At 66.9% G+C, this 18,854-nt stretch carries 23 protein-coding genes and 1 tRNA gene; 11 read left to right on the top strand and 13 right to left on the bottom strand.

Going from position 1 to position 18,854, the window contains the following annotated elements:
* Window positions 1-121: 121 nt before the first annotated feature.
* From Sa4125_RS22180 to ppk2, 3 genes are all read right to left on the bottom strand, one after another.
* Window positions 122-388, bottom strand: coding sequence for a DUF3297 family protein (locus Sa4125_RS22180; RefSeq protein ID WP_224001780.1), 267 nt, complete (start codon window positions 386-388; stop codon window positions 122-124).
* 115 nt (window positions 389-503) lie between these two features.
* On the bottom strand, window positions 504-1,520 hold the full coding sequence (locus Sa4125_RS22175) for a CorA family divalent cation transporter (protein ID WP_224001778.1): 1,017 nt from the start codon (window positions 1,518-1,520) through the stop codon (window positions 504-506).
* Window positions 1,521-1,699: 179 nt separating this feature from the next.
* Complete coding sequence (gene ppk2, locus Sa4125_RS22170; RefSeq protein WP_224001776.1) at window positions 1,700-2,614, bottom strand: polyphosphate kinase 2; 915 nt, start codon at window positions 2,612-2,614, stop codon at window positions 1,700-1,702.
* Window positions 2,615-2,831: 217 nt separating this feature from the next.
* Between ppk2 and Sa4125_RS22165 the strand changes: the two genes are divergently transcribed.
* The 4 genes from Sa4125_RS22165 (at window position 2,832) to Sa4125_RS22145 (ending at window position 4,898) form a co-directional block, all read left to right on the top strand.
* Window positions 2,832-3,041 (top strand): type II toxin-antitoxin system VapB family antitoxin, encoded by a 210-nt coding sequence (locus Sa4125_RS22165; protein WP_224001774.1) that lies wholly within the window; start codon window positions 2,832-2,834, stop codon window positions 3,039-3,041.
* Complete coding sequence (locus Sa4125_RS22160) at window positions 3,041-3,433, top strand: type II toxin-antitoxin system VapC family toxin (protein WP_224001772.1); 393 nt, start codon at window positions 3,041-3,043, stop codon at window positions 3,431-3,433. Before Sa4125_RS22165 ends, Sa4125_RS22160 begins: the two co-directional genes overlap by 1 nt.
* Window positions 3,434-3,665: 232 nt before the next feature.
* The gene (locus Sa4125_RS22155) at window positions 3,666-4,283 is read left to right on the top strand and encodes a ribonuclease D (protein WP_224001770.1); all 618 of its coding nucleotides are present in this window, start codon (window positions 3,666-3,668) and stop codon (window positions 4,281-4,283) included.
* A 312-nt stretch (window positions 4,284-4,595) separates the two neighbouring features.
* Window positions 4,596-4,898 (top strand): BrnA antitoxin family protein, encoded by a 303-nt coding sequence (locus tag Sa4125_RS22145; protein WP_224001768.1) that lies wholly within the window; start codon window positions 4,596-4,598, stop codon window positions 4,896-4,898.
* A 353-nt stretch (window positions 4,899-5,251) separates the two neighbouring features.
* Here the strand turns inward: Sa4125_RS22145 and hisA are convergent, their stop codons facing one another.
* The 4 genes from hisA to hisB are packed head-to-tail and all read right to left on the bottom strand — an operon-like array spanning window position 5,252 to window position 7,812.
* The gene (gene hisA, locus Sa4125_RS22140; RefSeq protein ID WP_224001766.1) at window positions 5,252-5,986 is read right to left on the bottom strand and encodes a 1-(5-phosphoribosyl)-5-[(5-phosphoribosylamino)methylideneamino]imidazole-4-carboxamide isomerase; all 735 of its coding nucleotides are present in this window, start codon (window positions 5,984-5,986) and stop codon (window positions 5,252-5,254) included.
* A gap of 56 nt (window positions 5,987-6,042) precedes the next feature.
* Complete coding sequence (hisH, locus tag Sa4125_RS22135) at window positions 6,043-6,693, bottom strand: imidazole glycerol phosphate synthase subunit HisH (RefSeq protein WP_224008139.1); 651 nt, start codon at window positions 6,691-6,693, stop codon at window positions 6,043-6,045.
* Window positions 6,690-7,181 carry a DUF2628 domain-containing protein gene (locus Sa4125_RS22130; protein ID WP_224001765.1) on the bottom strand — a complete coding sequence of 164 codons (492 nt, stop codon included), beginning with the start codon at window positions 7,179-7,181 and terminating at the stop codon, window positions 6,690-6,692. Before Sa4125_RS22130 ends, hisH begins: the two co-directional genes overlap by 4 nt.
* Window positions 7,182-7,203: 22 nt before the next feature.
* Entirely contained in the window at window positions 7,204-7,812 is a 609-nt protein-coding gene (hisB, locus tag Sa4125_RS22125; protein ID WP_224001764.1) for an imidazoleglycerol-phosphate dehydratase HisB, read from the bottom strand.
* 230 nt (window positions 7,813-8,042) lie between these two features.
* Between hisB and hslV the strand changes: the two genes are divergently transcribed.
* Both hslV and Sa4125_RS22115 read left to right on the top strand, forming a co-directional pair.
* Window positions 8,043-8,603: an ATP-dependent protease subunit HslV gene (hslV, locus tag Sa4125_RS22120; RefSeq protein WP_275967458.1), complete on the top strand. Its 561-nt coding sequence runs from the start codon at window positions 8,043-8,045 to the stop codon at window positions 8,601-8,603.
* A 287-nt stretch (window positions 8,604-8,890) separates the two neighbouring features.
* Window positions 8,891-9,034, top strand: coding sequence for a DUF1127 domain-containing protein (locus Sa4125_RS22115; protein ID WP_224001763.1), 144 nt, complete (start codon window positions 8,891-8,893; stop codon window positions 9,032-9,034).
* A gap of 139 nt (window positions 9,035-9,173) precedes the next feature.
* Here the strand turns inward: Sa4125_RS22115 and rhuM are convergent, their stop codons facing one another.
* The 4 genes from rhuM to Sa4125_RS22095 form a co-directional block, all read right to left on the bottom strand.
* On the bottom strand, window positions 9,174-10,199 hold the full coding sequence (rhuM, locus tag Sa4125_RS22110; RefSeq protein WP_224001761.1) for a RhuM family protein: 1,026 nt from the start codon (window positions 10,197-10,199) through the stop codon (window positions 9,174-9,176).
* Window positions 10,200-10,379: 180 nt separating this feature from the next.
* A tRNA-Ala gene (locus Sa4125_RS22105) sits at window positions 10,380-10,455 on the bottom strand.
* Window positions 10,456-10,811: 356 nt separating this feature from the next.
* Window positions 10,812-11,648, bottom strand: coding sequence for an IS5 family transposase (locus Sa4125_RS22100; RefSeq protein ID WP_224001759.1), 837 nt, complete (start codon window positions 11,646-11,648; stop codon window positions 10,812-10,814).
* Window positions 11,649-11,787: 139 nt separating this feature from the next.
* Window positions 11,788-12,195, bottom strand: a complete 408-nt coding sequence (locus tag Sa4125_RS22095; RefSeq protein WP_224001757.1) for a TIGR02300 family protein — start codon at window positions 12,193-12,195, stop codon at window positions 11,788-11,790.
* A gap of 355 nt (window positions 12,196-12,550) precedes the next feature.
* Here Sa4125_RS22095 and aroA point away from each other — a divergent pair, with 355 nt between their 5' ends.
* From aroA to rpsA, 3 genes are all read left to right on the top strand, one after another.
* Window positions 12,551-13,903 carry a 3-phosphoshikimate 1-carboxyvinyltransferase gene (aroA, locus tag Sa4125_RS22090; protein ID WP_224001748.1) on the top strand — a complete coding sequence of 451 codons (1,353 nt, stop codon included), beginning with the start codon at window positions 12,551-12,553 and terminating at the stop codon, window positions 13,901-13,903.
* A complete protein-coding gene (cmk, locus tag Sa4125_RS22085; RefSeq protein WP_224001746.1) occupies window positions 13,903-14,571 on the top strand; it encodes a (d)CMP kinase in 669 nt (222 codons plus the stop codon). Before aroA ends, cmk begins: the two co-directional genes overlap by 1 nt.
* A 273-nt stretch (window positions 14,572-14,844) precedes the next feature.
* Window positions 14,845-16,587, top strand: a complete 1,743-nt coding sequence (gene rpsA / locus Sa4125_RS22080; protein ID WP_224001744.1) for a 30S ribosomal protein S1 — start codon at window positions 14,845-14,847, stop codon at window positions 16,585-16,587.
* Between the two features lie 96 nt (window positions 16,588-16,683).
* Here the strand turns inward: rpsA and Sa4125_RS24270 are convergent, their stop codons facing one another.
* Together Sa4125_RS24270 and Sa4125_RS22075 are read right to left on the bottom strand one after the other, a co-directional pair.
* Window positions 16,684-16,818, bottom strand: coding sequence for a hypothetical protein (locus Sa4125_RS24270; protein WP_267461349.1), 135 nt, complete (start codon window positions 16,816-16,818; stop codon window positions 16,684-16,686).
* Between the two features lie 92 nt (window positions 16,819-16,910).
* On the bottom strand, window positions 16,911-17,102 hold the full coding sequence (locus Sa4125_RS22075) for a hypothetical protein (RefSeq protein ID WP_224001742.1): 192 nt from the start codon (window positions 17,100-17,102) through the stop codon (window positions 16,911-16,913).
* A 130-nt stretch (window positions 17,103-17,232) separates the two neighbouring features.
* Here Sa4125_RS22075 and Sa4125_RS22070 point away from each other — a divergent pair, with 130 nt between their 5' ends.
* A complete protein-coding gene (locus Sa4125_RS22070; RefSeq protein WP_224001740.1) occupies window positions 17,233-17,739 on the top strand; it encodes a hypothetical protein in 507 nt (168 codons plus the stop codon).
* A 176-nt stretch (window positions 17,740-17,915) separates the two neighbouring features.
* Window positions 17,916-18,698, top strand: a complete 783-nt coding sequence (gene hisF / locus Sa4125_RS22065; protein ID WP_224008132.1) for an imidazole glycerol phosphate synthase subunit HisF — start codon at window positions 17,916-17,918, stop codon at window positions 18,696-18,698.
* Window positions 18,699-18,854 lie beyond the last annotated feature (156 nt).

Here is an 18,854-nt window from a genome sequence, read left to right as displayed (position 1 = left end):
GAAGATCAGGCTTCAGTCTGGCATGCCCGCGCGCCGATGCAACAGTGGCGCGCGCCGACTTGTCGCGTCGCCGACGTCTAACCGCCCGGGCCGGTGCCCGCCTCGTCCGCCGCGCCCGGCCCTATTCGCTGTCGCGCAGGTAGACCTCGACCGGACCCTTCAGCTTCAGCGTCATCGGATTGCCGCGCCGGTCCTTGGCATTGCCGGCGGGAACGCGGATCCAGCCTTCGGAGACGCAGTACTCCTCGACATTGGTCTTCTCGACGCCCTTGAACCGCACACCGATGCCGCGCGCGAGCAGCTCGGCATCGTGAAACGGGCTCGTCGGATCGGCCGCGAGGCGGTCGGGCAGCGCGGGGGTGTCGGGGGTGTCGGGGGTGTCGGTCATGGCAAAGCTCTTTTCGCAGAAGGAAAGGGAGCCCATAGCCCGTCATGGCGCGTTCGCCAACTCCGCCGCTTCGCGGCGAAGGAGGCGGATCGTGCAACGGTTTACCCGCGCCGCCTCATTTTCCGCCGAGAAACCCCTTTCTGCGGAGCCAGAGATAGACCGCGCCGGCCGAGGCCGCGGCGACGAGGCCGCCATATAACGTGCCGAAGGGCGAGTGCTGGAACGGCATGCCCGCGGTGTTCATGCCGAAAAAGCCGGTGACGAGCGTCGCCGGCAGGAGCAGCGCCGAGAGGATGGACAGGACGTAGAGATTGCGGTTGGTGCGTTGCTGCGCCTGGAGATCGAGTTCCTCGCGCAGGAGGCGCAGATCGCTCTGGGCCGAGACGACGTCGCTGTCGAGGGCGGCGACGCGCTGTCCGAGTCGTTCCACCGCCGACAGGAGCGAGGGCGGCAGGTCCTCGTCCTCCTCGAGCCGCAACAGAACGCCGCGAATGCCGGAGAGCTGGCGATGCAATTGCACCGTGCGGCGGCGCAGGGCAACGAGGTCGCGCTGGTCGGGCTCCCAGCCGTCGGCCAGAAGCGCGTCCTCGCTCGCCTGAACTTTCGCGGCGATCGTCCGTGTCGACGTCGCCGCGACGGCCGCGATCGAGGTGACGAGGAGATCGAGCGCCCCGGCCGCGTCGGCGGGCCGCGTCCCGGCGTCGATGCGGCGCTTGACGACGTCGGCGGCATGCAGCGGGTGATGGCGGGCGGTGATCATCATGCCCGGCCCGATCGCGACCTGCAGGGCGCCGACGCGCGAGGTCTCGCCGCGGGCGAAGTCGACCTCGAAGTCGTGCAGCACGCAGGCGACGTAGCCGCCCTCGACGAGCGCCCGCTGGTGGCCGTCCGGGGAGAGGATGAGATCGCGCACGGCTTCCGGCAGCGACGACAGGCCGGCGATCCAGCGGCAGCTCGACTGGTCCGCGAGGTTCACATGAAGCCAGCGCAGATGCCCGGCTTTCGGGTCGAGGAGATCGTCGCCGCCGCCGCCCGGCACCGCCACGCCGTTCGGCCCGTCCAGCCGCACGGTCGCGCCGTCGCCGAAGTCAAAACCCCAGACGAGGCTCGGCTGGCTGACCGCCATCAACATCCGTGGTGTCCGGGAAAGATCGGGCGCGATCGAAGAAGTCCTCGAAGGAGGAGGGGAATCCGGCACGGCCCTTCCTGCGGGAAAGTCGCCGTCACGCCGGGGCGACGGGGGCAAAGCTCATCCCCCGTCGTTCCGTCGCCGAGCGGTCCGGCGGCAGGACGTTCGCTATCCTCGGCGGGTCAGTAGATATCCGGCACGTACATGTCGTCGGGCACGGGATGGCGGACATAGTCGTCGTTGCGCACCCGCGGCGGCAGCGTCACCTCGGGCTTGGCGACGTCCTGATAGGGGATCTGGGCCAGGAGATGGGCGATGCAGTTCAGCCGTGCCTTCTTCTTGTCGACCGCCTCGACCACCCACCAGGGCGCCTCGGGAATATGGGTCCGCTCCAGCATGGCCTCCTTGGCGCGGGTGTAGTCCTCCCAGCGACGGCGGGATTCGACGTCCATCGGCGACAGCTTCCACTGCTTCAGCGGGTCGTGGATGCGCATGTTGAAGCGGAACTCCTGCTCCTCGTCGGTGATCGAGAACCAGTACTTGATGAGGATGATCCCCGAACTGACAAGCATGCGCTCGAAATCGGGCACGGTGCGGAAGAATTCCTCGACCTCCTCGGCCGAACAGAAGCCCATGACGCGCTCGACGCCGGCGCGGTTGTACCAGGAGCGGTCGAACAGGACCATTTCGCCGCCGGCCGGCAGATGCGGCACGTAGCGCTGGAAATACCACTGGCTGCGCTCGCGCTCGGAGGGGGCGGGCAGCGCGACGACGCGGCAGACGCGCGGGTTGAGGCGCTGGGTGATGCGCTTGATGGCGCCGCCCTTGCCGGCGGAATCGCGCCCCTCGAAGATCACCACGACCTTCAGCTTCTGGTCCTGCACCCAGTCCTGCAGCCGCACCAGCTCGCGTTGCAGCCGGAACAGCTCGCGGAAATAGCGACGGCGCTCGATCCCCGCGGCATCGGCATCGGCCGAGGGGATTTCGAGGCTCTCCTCGTCCATCTGCAGTTCGAGTTCCTCGTCGAGCGAATCGGCGATCTCGGCGCGGATGCGGTCGAAGTCGGCGATGCGGCGCGGGGGTTGGGCATTGTCCATGGCGGGCTCCTCGGGGCTTTGCTGCAGCCTTGCGCGGGATTGATTGCGGATATGTGACAGAGCGCCGCCCTGTCCGTCATCCCTCCCGCGACGCGGCGCTGCCACATGGCCGGTCGTCATGCTAGGCTGACCTTGCTCGCGTCATCGTCATGGTCCGGCTAGACACGGCACGATATCCTTCTATACCCGTCGATCTATCCGCAAGCGACGGTGCCTCATGCCCTTCCACATCAAGAACCCCGATACCGACGCCCTGGCGCGAAAATTCGCCGGGATGAAGCATCTCGGGCTGACCGAGGCCGTGCACCTGGCGCTGCAGGAGGCGATCGCGCGCGAAACGGCAAAGCCGGCTCTGGCGGATGTCGCCGCCGGCTTCTGCCGCGCGCTTCGCGCGCGCGCACCGTCGCCACGCCCGCCGGTGGACTGATGTTCGTCGACGTCTCCGCCCTTCTCGCCATGCTCCTCGACGAGGACGAGGCGCGCATCCTCGCCGCCCGCCTGCAGGGTGCCGCGCAGCGCCTGACCTCGCCACTGGCCGCGCTCCAGGCGGCCGAGGGCGTCGCCGCCGCGCTCGGCCTGCCCCTTGGCGAGAGCGAGGAGGCCGTTCGCGAGTTCCTGTCGCTGATGGGGATCAAGGTGATGTCGCTGCCGGCCCAGCTGGTGACGCCCGCCGCAGAGGCGCTCGAACGGTTCGGCGCCGGGCAGCCGGCCGGTCTGTCGCGCGACGACTGCCTCGCTTACGCCGCGGCGCGCTACTACCGCCTGCCGCTGCTCTACAAGGGCCGCCATTTCGCCGCGACGGACATCGAGGCCGCCTGACGTTCGGGTGAACGGCGGGTGTGGACGCACGGGGGCGACACCCGGCTTGCTACCTGCAAAGGCGTCTCGACGAACTTTTCCTGAGGGATCGCCGGAGGCGCGCTCGGACCCACGGCGCGACCAGCGCTTGACCCGGACCACCGATTGCGTTTCTGACATCCCACACGACGCCGGAGCGGCGTCCCGAATTTTGCCGCGGCGAAAGCGGCCCGTCCCCGAAGAGGCACCACCCATGACCATCCGCGTCCACAAGGGCGACCTGCCCGATCTCGCCCGCTATACCGGCTCGGTCGCCATCGATACCGAGACGCTCGGCCTCGACACCCGCCGCGACCGCCTCTGCGTCGTCCAGCTCTCGGCCGGCGACGGCACGGCCGACGTCATCCAGATCGCAAAGGGCCAGCGCGAGGCGCCGAACCTCTGCCAGCTCCTCGCCGATCCGACGCGGGTCAAGATCTTCCACTACGCCCGCTTCGACGTCGCCGCGCTCTACCATGCCTTCGGCGTCATGACCGCGCCCGTCTTCTGCACCAAGATCGCCTCGCGCCTGACGCGCACCTATACCGACCGGCACGGCCTGAAAGACCTCACCAAGGAACTGATCGGCGTCGACCTGTCGAAGCAGCAGCAGTCCTCCGACTGGGCGGCCGAGACGCTGACACCCGCGCAGGTCGAATACGCCGCCTCGGACGTGCTCTACCTCCACGACCTGATGGCCGTTCTCCTGAAGAAGCTCGAACGCGAAGAGCGCCTCGACATCGCCCGCGAGACCTTCGCCTACCTGCCAACGCGCGCCAAGCTCGACCTGCTCGGCTGGGACGAAGAAGACATCTTCTCGCATTCGGTGTGAGGGTCGGAGCCTCCGGTGCCTATGCCGCGGAGACAATGGCACCCGTCCTTCGTAACCTGTATGGTAGATCATGGAGATTGTCTGGGATCGGGTAAAACGCCCAGCCAATCTTGCCAAGCATGGCCTCGATTTTGCGGACCTCGACATGGCGTTCTTCGCGACCGCCCTGCTGCGGCCCGGACATTCAGGGCGCACCTTGGCGATGGGTCAGCTCGGAGACAGTCTGTTGGTTGCCGTTCCGTCCGCTAGGCACGGAGGCGCTGTCGATCATCGACCTGCGCCCCGCATCCGCCCGGGAAAGAGCGCTGCTTCATGGCTAAACAAGAAAAATTCGTCGAGGGCCGTGGCTACAGCCGCGAGGATTGGGACGCTGTTTCCGACAATCCCGAGTGGACGGAAGCAGACCTCGCGAACGCCCAGCCGATGGCCGAGGCGATGCCGGAGCTCTATGCCAAGCTCGTCGCCGCGCAGGCCGCACGTGACCTCAAGGCGGCCGGGCCGCCGGTGCCGGTCGATCTCGACGGCGATCTCGTCGAGCGGCTGAAGGCGACGGGGCCAGGCTGGGAGTCACGCGCCAACGACGCGCTGCGGCATTGGCTCGATCAGGTTGCCTGAAGGGCCATCGTGCAACGGCCCCAGGAACGGCCGCGGCGAGAACCTTTGAGCCAGCGGCGAGCAGATTGGCTCGCGCTGGCGCTGCAAGGACGGAGGTGGCGCATTCCCTCCGCTCGTCATCCCGGGCTTGACCCGGGATCCATGCCGGGTCGCTGAACGAGCGCAGTCCGGTGGAACTTGCTCCTGGACCGCGGACGGTCGGGCCAGGCCATCCTGAACCGCAGCAGCTCCCCGTCGCTTCGGCATGGGTCCCGGCTCAAGCCGGGATGACAAGGCTTCGGAGGCCGCGGGCTTTGGCCGGGGTCAAGCTGCGTCGGATCGTCTCCGAAAAGCTCGTCGTCGAGGACAGTGCCCTACTGCGCCAGGACCCGCAGCGCTTCGGCGGCATCGATGCGGCCGTCGTAGAGCGCCCGACCCGAAATCGCGCCTTCCAGTTTCGTCGCATCCGGCATGGTCAGGCGGACGATGTCGGCAAGCGAGGCGAGGCCGCCGGAGGCGATGACGGGGATCGACACGGCATCGGCCAGGGCGATGGTCGATTCCCAGTTGATGCCTGCCAGAATGCCGTCGCGGTCGATGTCGGTGTAGACGATCGCGGCAACACCCGCGTCCTCGAAGCGGCGGGCAAGCTCCACGACGTCCAGCGCCGAGGTCTCGGCCCAGCCCTCCACCGCCACCTTGCCGCCCTTGGCGTCGATGCCGACGACGATGCGGCCGGGAAAGCGGCTTGCCGCCTCGCGCACCAGCGCGGGATCGCGCAGAGCGACGGTGCCGAGGATCACCCGGCCGACGCCCTTGTCCAGCCACCGCTCGATATCGGCCATGGAGCGGATGCCGCCGCCGAGCTGCACCGCCATCTCGGCCCCGACCTCGCCGAGGATCGCCTCGACCGCCCCGGCATTCACCGCCCGGCCCTCGAAGGCGCCGTTGAGGTCGACGACATGAAGGTGCCGAAAGCCCAGATCGAAGAAGTCGCGGGCCTGCGCGGCCGGGTCGGCGTTGTAGACGGTCGCCTGGTCCATGTCGCCGAGCTTCAGGCGCACGCAGGCGCCCTCCTTCAGGTCGATGGCGGGGAAGAGGATGGGCATGAGGCAGCTTTCAGCGAGACGGATGGGCGTGGGAGCGGCGGGTCGGCACTGACGGCTCAGGGCGCCCAGGTCAGGAAATTGGTCAGCAGCGCGAGGCCGAGCGTCTGGCTCTTTTCCGGGTGGAACTGCGTGCCGGCCTTGTTGCCATGGGCGACGATGGCGGTGACGTCGCCGCCATAGTCGGTCGTGGCGACGAGGTCGGCATCGTTCTCGACCTGCAGCTGAAAGGAATGCACGAAATAGGCGTGCAGCCCCTCCTCCCCCGTCGCAATGCCGGCAAGCAGGGGATGGGCCTGTTTCACGTGAATCGTGTTCCAGCCGATCTGCGGAATCTTGAGCGCGGGATCATGGGGCACGATCGGCGCGACGTCGCCGGGGATCCAGCCGAACCCCTTGGTGACCGTCTTTTCCAGCCCCTGCGTCGCCATCAGCTGCATGCCGACGCAGATGCCGAGAAAAGGCCGGCCGCGCGTCTCGACGGTCTCGACGAGCGCCTCGGTCATGCCCGGCACCGCGTCGAGGCCACGCCGGCAGTCGGCATAGGCGCCGACACCCGGCAGGACGACACGGTCGGCGCGGCGGACGGTCTCGGGATCGTCGGTGAGGACGATGTCCGTCGCAAGCCCCGCCTCGCGCGCGGCGCGTTCGAAGGCCTTTGTCGCCGAGCGCAGATTGCCCGAGCCATAGTCGATGATCGCCAGCATCAGCGCATCCCTTGCGGATCGAAAAGGCCGAGCGAGGCCCGGCGCTCGGCCAGCCGGCGGCTAGGGGTCCGACCGTCGCCCGGGGACGGGGAGGCAGCGGCCGGCCGAACCTCGGCGTGGCCCGCCTCGCCGGCGTAGTAGAGGATCGTCGCCTCCGCCTCGTCCTCGGCATCGACGACGGCCACTTCCTCGAAGCCCCGGCGGCGATAGCGGGCGGCCCGAAGGCTCGGGCCCTCGAGCGCGACATAGAGGCCGACGAGCAGCGGCAGGACCGTGCCGGCAAGGCCAAGGCCGGCGCGCTCGGCGGCCCAGCCGAGAAAGAGGACGAGCGCCAGCGCGAGAAGGCCGGGCAGCACCATCTTGTGCCGCCACAGCCAGAGATGGGGAAACAGCACCGCCCATCGCGTCAGGCCGTCGCGCAGGAACACCGCTCCCTCGCTCGGCCGCAGCCCATCGTCCGTCGGCGGCTCGAACACGACGTAGCGGGTCATGCGTTGCCCCCGAAGCGCCGGCTCATGCCAGCATGCCCTTGGTCGAGGGCACGAGATCGGCCTGACGCGGATCGATGGCGATCGCCTCGCCCAGCACGCGCGCCACCGCCTTGAAGCAGGTTTCGGCGACATGGTGGGCGTTGTCGCCGTAGAGCGACTGGATGTGGAGGGTGATGCCGGCATTCTGCGCCAGCGCCTGGAAGAACTCGCGCACCAGTTCGGTGTCGAACGTGCCGATCTTCTCGCGCTTGAATTCCACCGTGAAGACGAGGAAGGGCCGGCCGGAGACATCCACCGCGGCGCGCGTCAGACACTCGTCCATGGCAAGATCGAGCGAGGCGTAGCGGCGGATGCCGCGGCGCTCGCCGAGCGCCTTGCGGATCGCCTGGCCGAGCGCGATGCCGGTGTCCTCGACGGTGTGGTGATCGTCGATGTGGCGGTCGCCGTCCGCCCTGACGGTGATGTCGATCAGCGAATGCCGGGCGAGCTGTTCCAGCATGTGGTCGAAGAAGCCGACGCCGGTCGCCACGTCGGCACGCCCCGATCCGTCGAGGTCGACGCGCAGCTCGATCGCGGTCTCGTTCGTTTTGCGCAGGATCTCTGCCGTACGCCGTCCGGCGGTAACGTTCATCTCATCGTCCTTTCCGGGGCTGCCAGCGCCCGGTCCCGTCCCTGGCTCATGCCCCGGCTTTAATGCAGTTCGCCGCCGGCGCGAAGGCCCGACGCCAGAAATCCGCCGGCGGACGCCGATCTCCCCTCGCCCGCTTGGCCGGTGACTGGCGATGGCGGTGGGAGCCCTTACATGAGGCCCGGACAGGCGGGGCCGCAACGCGGGGCACCGCCCTATCGGAAAAGAGAGCCATGCAAGACCACGATCCCTTGAAAATGTACTCGACCACCATCGTCACCGTGCGCAAGGGCGGCCGCGTCGTCATCGCCGGCGACGGACAGGTATCGCTCGGCAACACGGTGATGAAGGGCAATGCCAGAAAAGTCCGGCGCATCGGCAAGGGCGGCAACGTCATCACCGGCTTTGCCGGCGCCACCGCCGACGCCTTCACCCTGCTCGAACGGCTGGAAGCGAAACTCGAGCAATATCCCGACCAGCTGATGCGCGCCTCGGTGGAACTCGCCAAGGATTGGCGCACCGACCGCTATCTCCGGCGGCTGGAGGCGATGATGCTCGTCGCCGACAAGTCCATCACCCTGGCGCTGACCGGCAATGGCGACGTGCTGGAGCCGGAGGGCGGCATCATGGCGATCGGCTCGGGCGGCAATTATGCCCTGGCCGCCGCCAAGGCGCTCGCCGACACCGACTACGACGCCGAGGAGATCGCGCGGCGGGCGATGAAGATCGCCGGCGAGATCTGCATCTACACCAACGCCAACATCGTCCTCGAAAGCATCGACGAAGCGGCGTAACGCGCCACACCGCGCCGGCGGCCGCCTTGGCAGTCGGCGGCGCGGTCGCCAGAATGGTCGCCGGTGCTGTCGCTAGCGGCCGAGGACGGAGCACTCCTTGGGCACAGTCAGCGCCATGCGCCATGTGCACACCCGCTCTGCATCAGGCCGATAGCTGCATTTGCCGGGTCTGCCATGCCGCATCAGCGCTCCTGCTGCGCGGCTCGACCGCCTATATCGGGGATGTCGAACGAAACGAACCGCCCAGCCACCACCGACGAGAGGCTGGACCGCAAAGGATACTTCCCATGAACATCGCCCGCTCCTTCCAGGCCTGGCGCCAGGCCCGCAACACTGAAGCCGAGCTGAACCGCCTGACGCACCGCGAACTCGCCGACCTCGGCATTTCCCGCGCCGACATCCCGATGATCGCCCGCCAGGCCGTCCGCTAACCTTTCAGAGCTTCGCCGGGGTCGTCCTCCCACGACCCCAGCGGATCGGCCGCGCGGTTCCTCCCACCGCCGACGGCCACCCCAAGACGCCCTTGCCGGTCCTCCCCCGGCAAGGGCGTTGTCGTTTGGGGGTATTCAATTATCTCTTTGGCAGTCCCTTGGCTTCCCTGGCGAGTTCGGCGATGCGCGTGTCGGCTTCCGACCTGCGCTCGTATTTTCGTTGCGCATCGAATATTTCGTACTGGTATTCTGCCAGTCGCTTCGCATCCTCGGCAGAAACTTGTCCGCCGCCTCTCAGGATGGCGCGATTTAAACCGGCAAGTTGTTTATCGAGAAGAGCACGCGCGTCTTCCATGACGATGAGCCGGCCGAACTCGGCTTGATCCTCGAAAATGTCGAGCAAGATAGTGGTCAGGCGATTGAGCTCCCGCATCTCTCCTTCGGCGAGATAGCTTTTGGAAGTTGCAACGTCACTTTTGCGGATGTTGTCTTTTGGCCAGGTCTGTAGGCCCATATTCGGCTGGTCGGCGCGAGCTCTGGAGGCGATAATCTCTGCTGGTGTGTGAGACGTGACGGCATAGATGAGCTTGGCCTGCGTACGCAGGAAGAACTGGCGAGCCGCGTCGGATTTGGGGTCGTAATCCTGGCACAGGGCACAGATGCTGCGTAGCTCCGCATAGACGTTCGCCTCGTCGGCGCGAATGTCGCGGATGATCTCGCGAAGTTCAGCGATGCGGCCTGCGTTGCCCGGCTCCTTCAGGCGGAGAGCATCGACGACGAACCCCTTTTTGGCGAACTGGACGAGAACGCCTGTGGCCCACCGGCGGAAAACGGTCGCCTGTGTCGAGGAGACCCGATAGCCGACTGATATCACCATATCCAGGCTGTAAAGGGTGACAGGCCGAGTAGCGCTAGCAATATGCACTTTTTGCATATTGCCCTCTTCGGGCAATTCGCCCTCCTCCAGAACATTGGATATGTGACGAGAAATGACCGACTGATCGCGTCCGAAGAGCTGTACGATCTGCGCTTGCGTCATCCACAGCGCTTCGCCCTCATACCGGATATCGAGGCGCAAGCCCTTTTCAGTGCCATAAACAAGGAACCGATCGCCTGTGACTTCATCCTCGACCAGGTGAACAGGCTCCATCTCTTTGTCGCTCATTTTGCCCAGCTTCCGGAGTTCAACTGAGGTCAATCGCTAGCAGTCCACATGAGCCGACGGCAGCCTAGGCTTCTGTCGCCTTGCGGCAGCCAGCATATAAGGACGCGATCATGACTAATGGCCCGACGCCGACCAGCATCGAGATACAGGCAACCAAGTCGAAGTATGACTGTGGAAATTTGGTGGAGCCAGACGGAATCGAACCGACGACCTCTTGCATGCCATGCAAGCGCTCTCCCAACTGAGCTATGGCCCCACTGGAGCGTCGCCCGAGGGCGCGGTCCGGACCGAAACGTTTGGGGCGCTTCGGGTGTGGCGGGTTCATACTGAAGCCTGCCGGGAAGATCAAGCGGCAAATCGGCGCCGCCGTCATTCTGCGGTCATGCCGGACGGAAAAGCCGGCTTGGCGCAAGGTTTTGGCTCGTCCGGGCGGAGCCTGTATCCGCCGCAGCAGACTCTCCGGCCCCCCATGATCTGCTTGCGGGGGTCGCGGGAGCATTTTCGCGCGGGATGGCAGTTGATCGTCCCGGGGCATTCACCCGTGGAGACACTGCGTCGCCACCCGTGGAGACACTGCCCTAGTGGCACGGCCTTAGAGCCCGACTCGAAACTTTATGAATGGCAGCAAGACCTTGCGAGGCGTCTTGTGAGGATGCGAAGGTTGGCGACAAAGATCCAAGCCTCTGCGCTGGCGATGGTTTTGTCCCAGTCCTTGGCAAGGCGGCGACAGCGACCGAGCCAGGCGAATGTCCGCTCCACGACCCATCGGCGCGGCAAGACTTCGAAGCCTTTGGCGTGATCGGACCGCTTGATGATCTGGACCGTCCACTGGCCGATCTTGCGCAGCCGCCCTCTCAATTTCTCCCCGGCATATCCGCCATCGGCAAAGACATGGCGCAGCCAGGGGTAACGATGGCGGATCGAGGCAAGGACCAAGGCGGCACCGTCCCGATCCTGGATGTCGGCGCCGTGGACGACGAGCCCGACCAGCAGGCCGAGCGTATCGGTGACGATATGGCGCTTGCGGCCGTTCACCTTCTTGCCGGCATCAAAGCCCCGTATTCCGCCGCTTCCGGTGGTCTTGACGCTCTGGCTGTCGATGACGCCGGCGGTCGGGCTCGCCTCGCGGTCCTCCAGTTCGCGCGCCGCCATGGTAAGATGGCAACTGATCGTCTGAAGCAGGCCTCGGTCGCGCCAGTCATAGAAGTAGCGCTGGACTGTCGTATAGGGCGGGAAATCCTTGGGCAGCAGCGACCATGCGCAGCCGCTTGATGCCAAGTAGAGGATGGCGTTCACCACCTCTCGCAGATCCGTCGTCCGGGGACGGCCGATCGGCCGCGGCTCGGGCAAGAAGGGTAAGATCAGCGCCCATTCCCGATCGCTGAGATCACTTGAATAGCGCTTTCCCCGGCGCGCATAATCGCGCCGAGCGGTTTCGGTCCAGGGCATCGTTGACTCCATCGCGTCTCGCAACCTGATGGAATCACAACCTGCTGAAACCGCTCAACTCTTTTCGGGTTGGGCTCTTAGAAGCACCGCGCCGCGCGCCGCCGAAAGACGCCGCGCGGCAACTTGCAAAACGCGTCGCTCAGTCGTCGTCGTCGTCGCGCGAGCCGATGATGTCGGTCATGTCGTCGTCTTCGTCTTCGTCGGGCTCGAGGAAGGTGTCGGCGTCGTCGGCCTCGACCTCCTCGTCCTCGTCGTCGTCGATGTCGATCGTCTCCTTCTTGACCGCGACCTCCTCGTCCTCCTCGATGTCGGTCAGCGACACGGTCTCCGGTGCGTCCTCGGCGTCGTCGGCAACCTCGACGACCTCCGCCTCGGCTTCAGGGACGGCGGCCGCCGCACCGCGCTTGGGACGGGCGGGGATCTCGAAGAAGGAGACGGGATAGCTCGTGCCGGTATAGGGCGAGACGATCGGATCCTTGTTCAGGTCGTAGAATTTTCGGCCCGTCTCCGGACAGATGCGTTTGGTGCCGAGTTCTGGATTTGCCATGGGTCCTCGCGTCTTTCAAAAATCTCAAAGGGTCGCCCCGCGTCGTGCGCCGGGTCGAGGGGAAGGGGCGCGCGGCGCGCCAGCCGTCCCATTTCCCGGCGCCTCGACACGCGCACCGGGCATGAAAACCGGTTGGTCCCTTACGTCGTGCACGAAAGCTTGTCAAAGCGGAAGCCGGGCGCGCCTCTGCGGGCCGAAAGCGGCCCGAAAGGGTCGAGGAATCGTGCCGGCGTCAGGGTGACGCGGCCTTTTCTCCCGTGCTAACTCCCGGCCCGGAAGAAGGCGCCGCCCGTGCGCCTTCCGAAGGCGAGCGACCGGACCCCGGAAGTGGGGGCGGGATGGAAGGCGACAAGCCATGAGCGGACATGATTCGACGCCCCGGCCGATGCAGGCGTCACGAAGCCCCGGCCTTGCCGGCGCGGCAAAAATCCCCGGCGACAAGTCGATCTCGCACCGCGCCTTCCTGTTCGGCGGCATCGCCGCCGGCCGCACCCGCGTCACCGGGCTCCTCGAGGGCGAGGACGTCCTGGCCACCGGCCGCGCCATGCGCGCGATGGGTGCAAGGATCGTCAAGGAGGATGACCACTGGCTCGTCGACGGCGTCGGCAATGGCTGCCTGCTCGAGCCCGAGGCGCCGATCGACTTCGGCAATGCCGGTACCGGCGTGCGCCTGACCATGGGGCTCGTGGGCCCCTATGATTTCGGCGCGACCTTCGTCGGCGACGCCTCGCTGTCGCGCCGACCGATGGGCCGGGTGCTCGATCCGCTCCGGCTGATGGGCGTCCAGGTCGCCGCGCGCACCGGCGACCGGCTGCCGCTGTCGATCCGCGGGCCCCGCGTCGCCGCGCCGATCCAGTACCGCGTGCCGATGGCCTCGGCGCAGGTGAAGTCGGCGGTGCTGCTCGCCGGCCTCAACGCGCCGGGCGTCACCACGGTGATCGAGCCGGTGATGACGCGCGACCACACGGAAAAGATGCTCGAGGGGTTCGGCGCGACGATATCCGTCGAAACCGACGCCGCCGGCGTGCGCACCATCCGCCTTGAGGGCCAGGGCACGCTCACGGGTGTCGCCGATTTCGTCGTGCCGGGCGATCCTTCGTCGGCCGCCTTCCCGATCGTCGCCGCCTGCATCGTGCCGGGCTCGGACATCACCGTGATGAACGTCCTGATGAACCCGACGCGCACCGGGCTGATCGCGACGCTCCTCGAAATGGGCGCCTCGATCGAGATCCTGAATCCGCGCTCCTCGGGCGGCGAGGACGTCGCGGATTTGCGCGTGCGCCATGCCGCGCTGACCGGCGTCACCGTGCCGGCCGAGCGGGCGCCCTCGATGATCGACGAATATCCCGTGCTCGCCGTCGCCGCCGCCTTTGCCGACGGGGTGACGGTGATGCAGGGTCTCGAGGAATTGCGCGTCAAGGAGAGCGACCGCCTCGCCGCCGTCGCCGCCGGGCTTGCCGCCAACGGCGTGACGCATCAGGAGGGTCCCGAGACCCTCACCGTCACCGGGCGCCCGGACGGCAGGGGCATCGGCGGCGGCACGGTCGCGACGCATCTCGACCACCGCATCGCCATGAGTTTTCTCGTCCTCGGCCTGGCCGCGGAAAGACCGGTGACGATCGACGACGCGGCGATGATCGCGACGAGCTTTCCCGAATTCACCGGGTTGATGACGGCGCTCGGCGCCAAGCTCGAGAGCCTGTCCTGATGGCCGGCATCGCCGAAGCGGTGCGCAGAAGGCCCGTCGTCATCGCCATCGACGGACCGGCCGCGGCCGGCAAGGGCACGCTGGCCAAGCGCCTGTCGCAGCATTACGACCTGCCCTATCTCGACACCGGCCTTCTCTATCGCGGCATCGGCAAGCTCGCCTTCGATCGCGGCGTCGATCTCGACGACCCCATTGCCACCGGCGACATCGCCCGCAGCCTCGCGCCGGACCATCTGGACGAGGCGCCGCTGCGCGGCCACGAGGCCGGCGAGCGCGCCTCGCGCGTCGCCGTGCACCCCTCGGTGCGCCAGGCGCTGGAGGATTTCCAGCGCGCCTTCGCCGCGGGGCCAAGGGGCGCCGTGCTCGACGGTCGCGACATCGGCACGGTGATCTGCCCCGGCGCGGACGTCAAAATCTTCGTCACCGCTTCGGCCGAGGTCCGCGCCCGCCGCAGGACCGACGAACTGGCGGCGAAGGGGCGGCCGCCGGAATTCGAGCGCATCCTCGCCGAGGTGAAGGAGCGCGACGCGCGCGACGCCGGCCGCGCCACGGCGCCGCTGAAGCCCGCCCTCGACGCCCACTTGCTCGATACCAGTGAAATGGATATAGAAACGGCATTCTGGACGGCTTGCGGACTGATCGATCGGTCCCTTAATCGCCCGGAATGATGCATGAGGGCGGCTCTCGCAGGAGGGCGCGCCCTTTTCGGCCATGTTGGAGATGGTGCGCGTTCGCGCCCTGCCGGCGGGCCGAGACGATAGAACCCTGCCCAGGGCCGGTCCACCGCGCCAGCCGGAGCTCTTCCCGAGAGGGGCGTTTTCCGGGCCCCTCCTCCGCCTGTCGGAACGGGGCGGGACCATCCTGACGGCGACCCGAAACACGAACACGCGGCGCACGACCTCCCCCCGACGACACGGGCGATGAGGTTCCAAGGAGAACGAATGTCAAACACCAACCCATCGCGCGATGATTTCGCCGCGTTGCTCGAAGCCTCGTACCAGGATCACGATGTCGCCGAAGGCGCCGTGGTCAAGGGCATCGTCGTCGGCATCGAGAAAGACATGGCCGTCATCGACGCCGGTCTGAAGGTCGAAGGCCGCGTCGCACTGAAGGAATTCGGCGGCAAGGGCGGCGCCGAGCTGAAGATCGGCGACACCGTCGAGGTCTATGTCGAGCGCATCGAGAATGCCCTCGGCGAAGCCGTGCTGAGCCGCGACAAGGCTCGCCGCGAAGAGAGCTGGGTCAATCTCGAGGTCAAGTTCAACGCTGGCGAAAAGGTCGAAGGCCAGATCTTCAACCAGGTCAAGGGCGGCTTCACCGTCGATCTCGACGGCGCCGTGGCCTTCCTTCCGCGCTCCCAGGTCGACATCCGCCCGATCCGCGACGTCACGCCGCTGATGAACACGCCGCAGCCGTTCCAGATCCTGAAGATGGACAAGCGCCGCGGCAACATCGTCGTCTCGCGCCGCACCGTCCTCGAAGAGTCGCGCGCCGAACAGCGTTCGGAAATCGTGCAGAACCTCGAGGAAAGCCAGACCGTCGACGGCGTCGTCAAGAACATCACCGATTACGGTGCGTTCGTTGACCTCGGCGGCATCGACGGCCTGCTCCATGTCACCGACATGGCCTGGCGCCGCGTCAACCACCCGACCGAGATCCTGCAGATCGGCCAGACCGTCAAGGTCCAGATCATCCGCATCAACCAGGAAACCCACCGCATCTCGCTCGGCATGAAGCAGCTCGAGGCCGATCCCTGGGACGGCATCGGCGTGAAGTACCCGATGGGCGTCAAGGTCACGGGCCGCGTCACGAACATCACCGACTACGGTGCCTTCGTCGAGCTGGAGCCGGGCATCGAAGGCCTGATCCACGTCTCGGAGATGAGCTGGACGAAGAAGAACGTCCATCCCGGCAAGATCCTCTCGACGACGCAGGAAGTCGAAGTGGTCGTGCTCGAGGTGGATCCGGTCAAGCGCCGCATCTCGCTCGGTCTCAAGCAGACCCTGCAGAACCCATGGGAAGCCTTCCGCGACCAGTTCCCGATCGGAACGATGGTCGAGGGCGAGGTCAAGAACAAGACCGAGTTCGGCCTGTTCATCGGCCTCGAAGGCGATGTGGACGGCATGGTCCACCTCTCCGACCTCGACTGGAACCGTCCGGGCGAGCAGGTCATCGAGGAATACAACAAGGGCGACATCGTCAAGGCCCAGGTCCTCGACGTCGACATCGACAAGGAGCGCATCTCGCTCGGCATCAAGCAGGTCGGCGGCGAAGGCCAGGGCTCCGGTACGGCGGGTGCCCCCGGCGCTTCCGGTTCGTCCTCGGCCCCGGTCGATTCGGGTGAAATGCGCCGTGGCTCGATCGTCACCTGCGAAGTGACCGCGGTCACCGACGGTGGCCTCGAGGTCCGGATCGCCGACAGCGACTTCACCTCGTTCATCCGTCGGGCCGATCTTGCCCGCGACCGCGAGGACCAGCGTCCGGAGCGTTTCCAGGTCGGCCAGAAGGTCGATGCGCGCGTCACGCAGTTCGACAAGAAGGCACACCGCATCGGCGTGTCGATCAAGGCGCTGCAGATCGCCGAAGAGAAGGAGGCCGTGCAGCAGTACGGTTCGACCGACTCGGGCGCCTCGCTCGGCGACATTCTCGGCGCTGCCCTGAAGGGTCGCGGCGACGAGGAGTAGGCTTCGGCCGCATCCGACAAGACATGAAAAGGCCCGCGGGACATCCCCGCGGGCCTTTTCCGTTTCCGACACCGGCCAGGTTCTGACGCGTGGTCGCTACTTCTTCGCCTCGGTCTTCGCCGGCGTCTCGCCGACCTTGTGGCGCCCGGCCTCGTTCGTCGCGGACTTGGCCGCGTTCCCGGCGGCGTCCGGCTCGGCGGCCTTGTCCTTCAGCGGCTTTTCCTTGTCCATGTCATCCTCCTCAGACGGGTTTCGCGGAGACAATCGGCGAGGGGGCACCGCCGTTCCGCAAAGGCTCGAAATTCCCGGTCGCAGCCTCGTCCCTACAGGTCGTCGCGGCTTTCGTCCTCGCCGCCCTGGCGGATCGGGGAGGGCGGCGCGGTGTCGGCCGGTGTGCCGGATGTCGCCGGCAGCGATTCCTTCGCCGGCCCGGTGTGCTCGACACCCTCGTTCTGGGCTTCCATCGGCGACACCTCGGCGTCATCCGTTTCGGCCTTGTCCTTGAGATCGCTCATCGCCCCGTCCTTTGCTGGCTTCCGATGCGAGAAGACGCGGCGGAACGCGCACAGGTTCCGTGCGCACGAGGGGTTAACGCGGCGCCGAGTGTTATACGGCTGGCTGATTAACCCGGGATTCAGCGGAACGATGCAGGATCGTGTCTGTTCTTCGCGGGCGATCCACGTCATGATCGGCGGGTCCAGCGAAGCGGCAGACGCAGCGAGAACCGACATGGACTTTGCCGACATCCTCGATGAGATCGCCAGGCCCGCAGTACCGGGCGACGACGACGCGTACCGGCACAGCGGATCGGTCGCCTCGCCGGAATTCTGGCAGGTGCTCGACCAGCTCGAGGGCAGCGGGTCCGTCGACGCCAAGGCCAAGGCCGCGTATCACACCGACAGCATCCCCTCGCCGGCGACACTTATCGACGAATGGGCCTATGGCGAGCTCAGCCTCGACCCGGAGGACATCGCCGAGGAACTCGGACTTGCCGCCCTGACGTCCAGCGAGGCCCTCTCCAGGCTTCGGCGGAAATTCGCCCTGCAGAACCACCCCGACCGCGTCAGGCCTGCCTATCGCGACCGTGCCAACCGCCGCATGACGATCGCCAACATGCTGATCGACCAGGCGGGATCGCGGCTCGCCCGGTAACGCCGGCTTTTCCGCGGCGCTTCGCGTGGTGCCACAGAGATAGCGGTCGAGGCTGGTGCGAGGCTGCCCCGCGCCGTCCGCTCCCATACCGCCGGGGGGTGTCGGCATCACGCTGCCCTTGCCGTCGACCGCCATGCCGTCGCATAAGCGGCGCGAACGTTGCCGAGGACACGAACCTGACCCTCAAATCGCGCATCATCCCCTGTCTCGACGTCAAGGACGGCCGTGTCGTCAAGGGCGTGCGCTTCGAGGGCCTCGTCGACGCCGGCGATCCCGTCGAGGCCGCCGCGGCCTACGATGCTGCCGGCGCCGACGAGCTCTGCTTCCTGGACATCACCGCCTCGTCGGAAAACCGCGAGACGATCTTCGACGTCGTCGCGCGCACGGCCGAGCGCTGCTTCATGCCGGTGACCGTCGGCGGCGGCGTGCGCCAGGTCGCCGACATCCGCAAGCTGCTGCTGGCCGGCGCCGACAAGGTCTCGATCAACACGGCGGCCGTCGCCCGGCCGGAATTCGTCGCCGAGGCGGCCGACAAGTTCGGCAACCAGTGCATCGTCGTCGCCATCGACGCCAAGCGCGTCAGCGCCGAGGACGAAGAGGGTCGCTGGGAGATCTTCACCCATGGCGGACGAACCGCGACGGGAATCGACGCCGTCGATTTCGCCCGCCGCGTGACGGCACTCGGGGCCGGCGAGATCCTGTTGACGTCGATGGACCGCGACGGCACCAAGGCCGGCTTCGACATCGGCCTGACGCGGGCCGTAGCCGATGCTGTCAGCGTTCCCGTGATCGCTTCGGGCGGCGTCGGCACGCTCGACCATCTCGTCGCCGGCATCCGCGACGGCCATGCGACGGCGGTGCTCGCCGCCTCGATCTTCCATTTCGGGACCTATACCATCGCCGAGGCGAAGGATCACATGGCGGGCGCCGGGCTTGCGATGCGGCGGGACGGGAAGTGAGCCAGGTTCTGCGACCTTTCCCATTGTTTTTGCTGCAGGAGTCTGCGTTGGGCACCCCCCTCTGGCCTTCCGGCCATCTCCCCCTCAAGGGGGGAGGTCGAACCTCGCCGACGGCGCAACTGCTGATCTCCCCCCTTGAGGGGGAGATGCCTGGCA

The sequence above is a fragment of the Aureimonas sp. SA4125 genome (assembly GCF_019973775.1).
GTDB lineage: Bacteria > Pseudomonadota > Alphaproteobacteria > Rhizobiales > Rhizobiaceae > Plantimonas.
The sequence above is the reverse complement of the archived record's forward strand: the minus strand, read 5'-3'. Positions and strand labels throughout refer to the sequence as shown.

Excerpts from the sequence above, each read along its gene's own strand:
- Sa4125_RS22130 (WP_224001765.1), bottom strand. The coding sequence starts at position 7,181 with ATGACCCGCTACGTCGTGTTCGAGCCGCCGACGGACGATGGGCTGCGG.
- cmk (WP_224001746.1), top strand. The coding sequence starts at position 13,903 with ATGGCCGGCATCGCCGAAGCGGTGCGCAGAAGGCCCGTCGTCATCGCC.
- Sa4125_RS22115 (WP_224001763.1), top strand. The coding sequence starts at position 8,891 with ATGAACATCGCCCGCTCCTTCCAGGCCTGGCGCCAGGCCCGCAACACT.
- hslV (WP_275967458.1), top strand. The coding sequence starts at position 8,043 with ATGCAAGACCACGATCCCTTGAAAATGTACTCGACCACCATCGTCACC.
- Sa4125_RS22145 (WP_224001768.1), top strand. The coding sequence starts at position 4,596 with ATGGCTAAACAAGAAAAATTCGTCGAGGGCCGTGGCTACAGCCGCGAG.
- rhuM (WP_224001761.1), bottom strand. The coding sequence starts at position 10,199 with ATGAGCGACAAAGAGATGGAGCCTGTTCACCTGGTCGAGGATGAAGTC.
- Sa4125_RS22095 (WP_224001757.1), bottom strand. The coding sequence starts at position 12,195 with ATGGCAAATCCAGAACTCGGCACCAAACGCATCTGTCCGGAGACGGGC.
- Sa4125_RS22155 (WP_224001770.1), top strand. The coding sequence starts at position 3,666 with ATGACCATCCGCGTCCACAAGGGCGACCTGCCCGATCTCGCCCGCTAT.
- Sa4125_RS22100 (WP_224001759.1), bottom strand. The coding sequence starts at position 11,648 with ATGCCCTGGACCGAAACCGCTCGGCGCGATTATGCGCGCCGGGGAAAG.
- Sa4125_RS22160 (WP_224001772.1), top strand. The coding sequence starts at position 3,041 with ATGTTCGTCGACGTCTCCGCCCTTCTCGCCATGCTCCTCGACGAGGAC.
- hisA (WP_224001766.1), bottom strand. The coding sequence starts at position 5,986 with ATGCCCATCCTCTTCCCCGCCATCGACCTGAAGGAGGGCGCCTGCGTG.
- rpsA (WP_224001744.1), top strand. The coding sequence starts at position 14,845 with ATGTCAAACACCAACCCATCGCGCGATGATTTCGCCGCGTTGCTCGAA.
- ppk2 (WP_224001776.1), bottom strand. The coding sequence starts at position 2,614 with ATGGACAATGCCCAACCCCCGCGCCGCATCGCCGACTTCGACCGCATC.
- aroA (WP_224001748.1), top strand. The coding sequence starts at position 12,551 with ATGAGCGGACATGATTCGACGCCCCGGCCGATGCAGGCGTCACGAAGC.
- Sa4125_RS24270 (WP_267461349.1), bottom strand. The coding sequence starts at position 16,818 with ATGGACAAGGAAAAGCCGCTGAAGGACAAGGCCGCCGAGCCGGACGCC.
- Sa4125_RS22075 (WP_224001742.1), bottom strand. The coding sequence starts at position 17,102 with ATGAGCGATCTCAAGGACAAGGCCGAAACGGATGACGCCGAGGTGTCG.
- Sa4125_RS22070 (WP_224001740.1), top strand. The coding sequence starts at position 17,233 with ATGCAGGATCGTGTCTGTTCTTCGCGGGCGATCCACGTCATGATCGGC.
- Sa4125_RS22175 (WP_224001778.1), bottom strand. The coding sequence starts at position 1,520 with ATGTTGATGGCGGTCAGCCAGCCGAGCCTCGTCTGGGGTTTTGACTTC.
- Sa4125_RS22180 (WP_224001780.1), bottom strand. The coding sequence starts at position 388 with ATGACCGACACCCCCGACACCCCCGACACCCCCGCGCTGCCCGACCGC.
- hisB (WP_224001764.1), bottom strand. The coding sequence starts at position 7,812 with ATGAACGTTACCGCCGGACGGCGTACGGCAGAGATCCTGCGCAAAACG.
- Sa4125_RS22165 (WP_224001774.1), top strand. The coding sequence starts at position 2,832 with ATGCCCTTCCACATCAAGAACCCCGATACCGACGCCCTGGCGCGAAAA.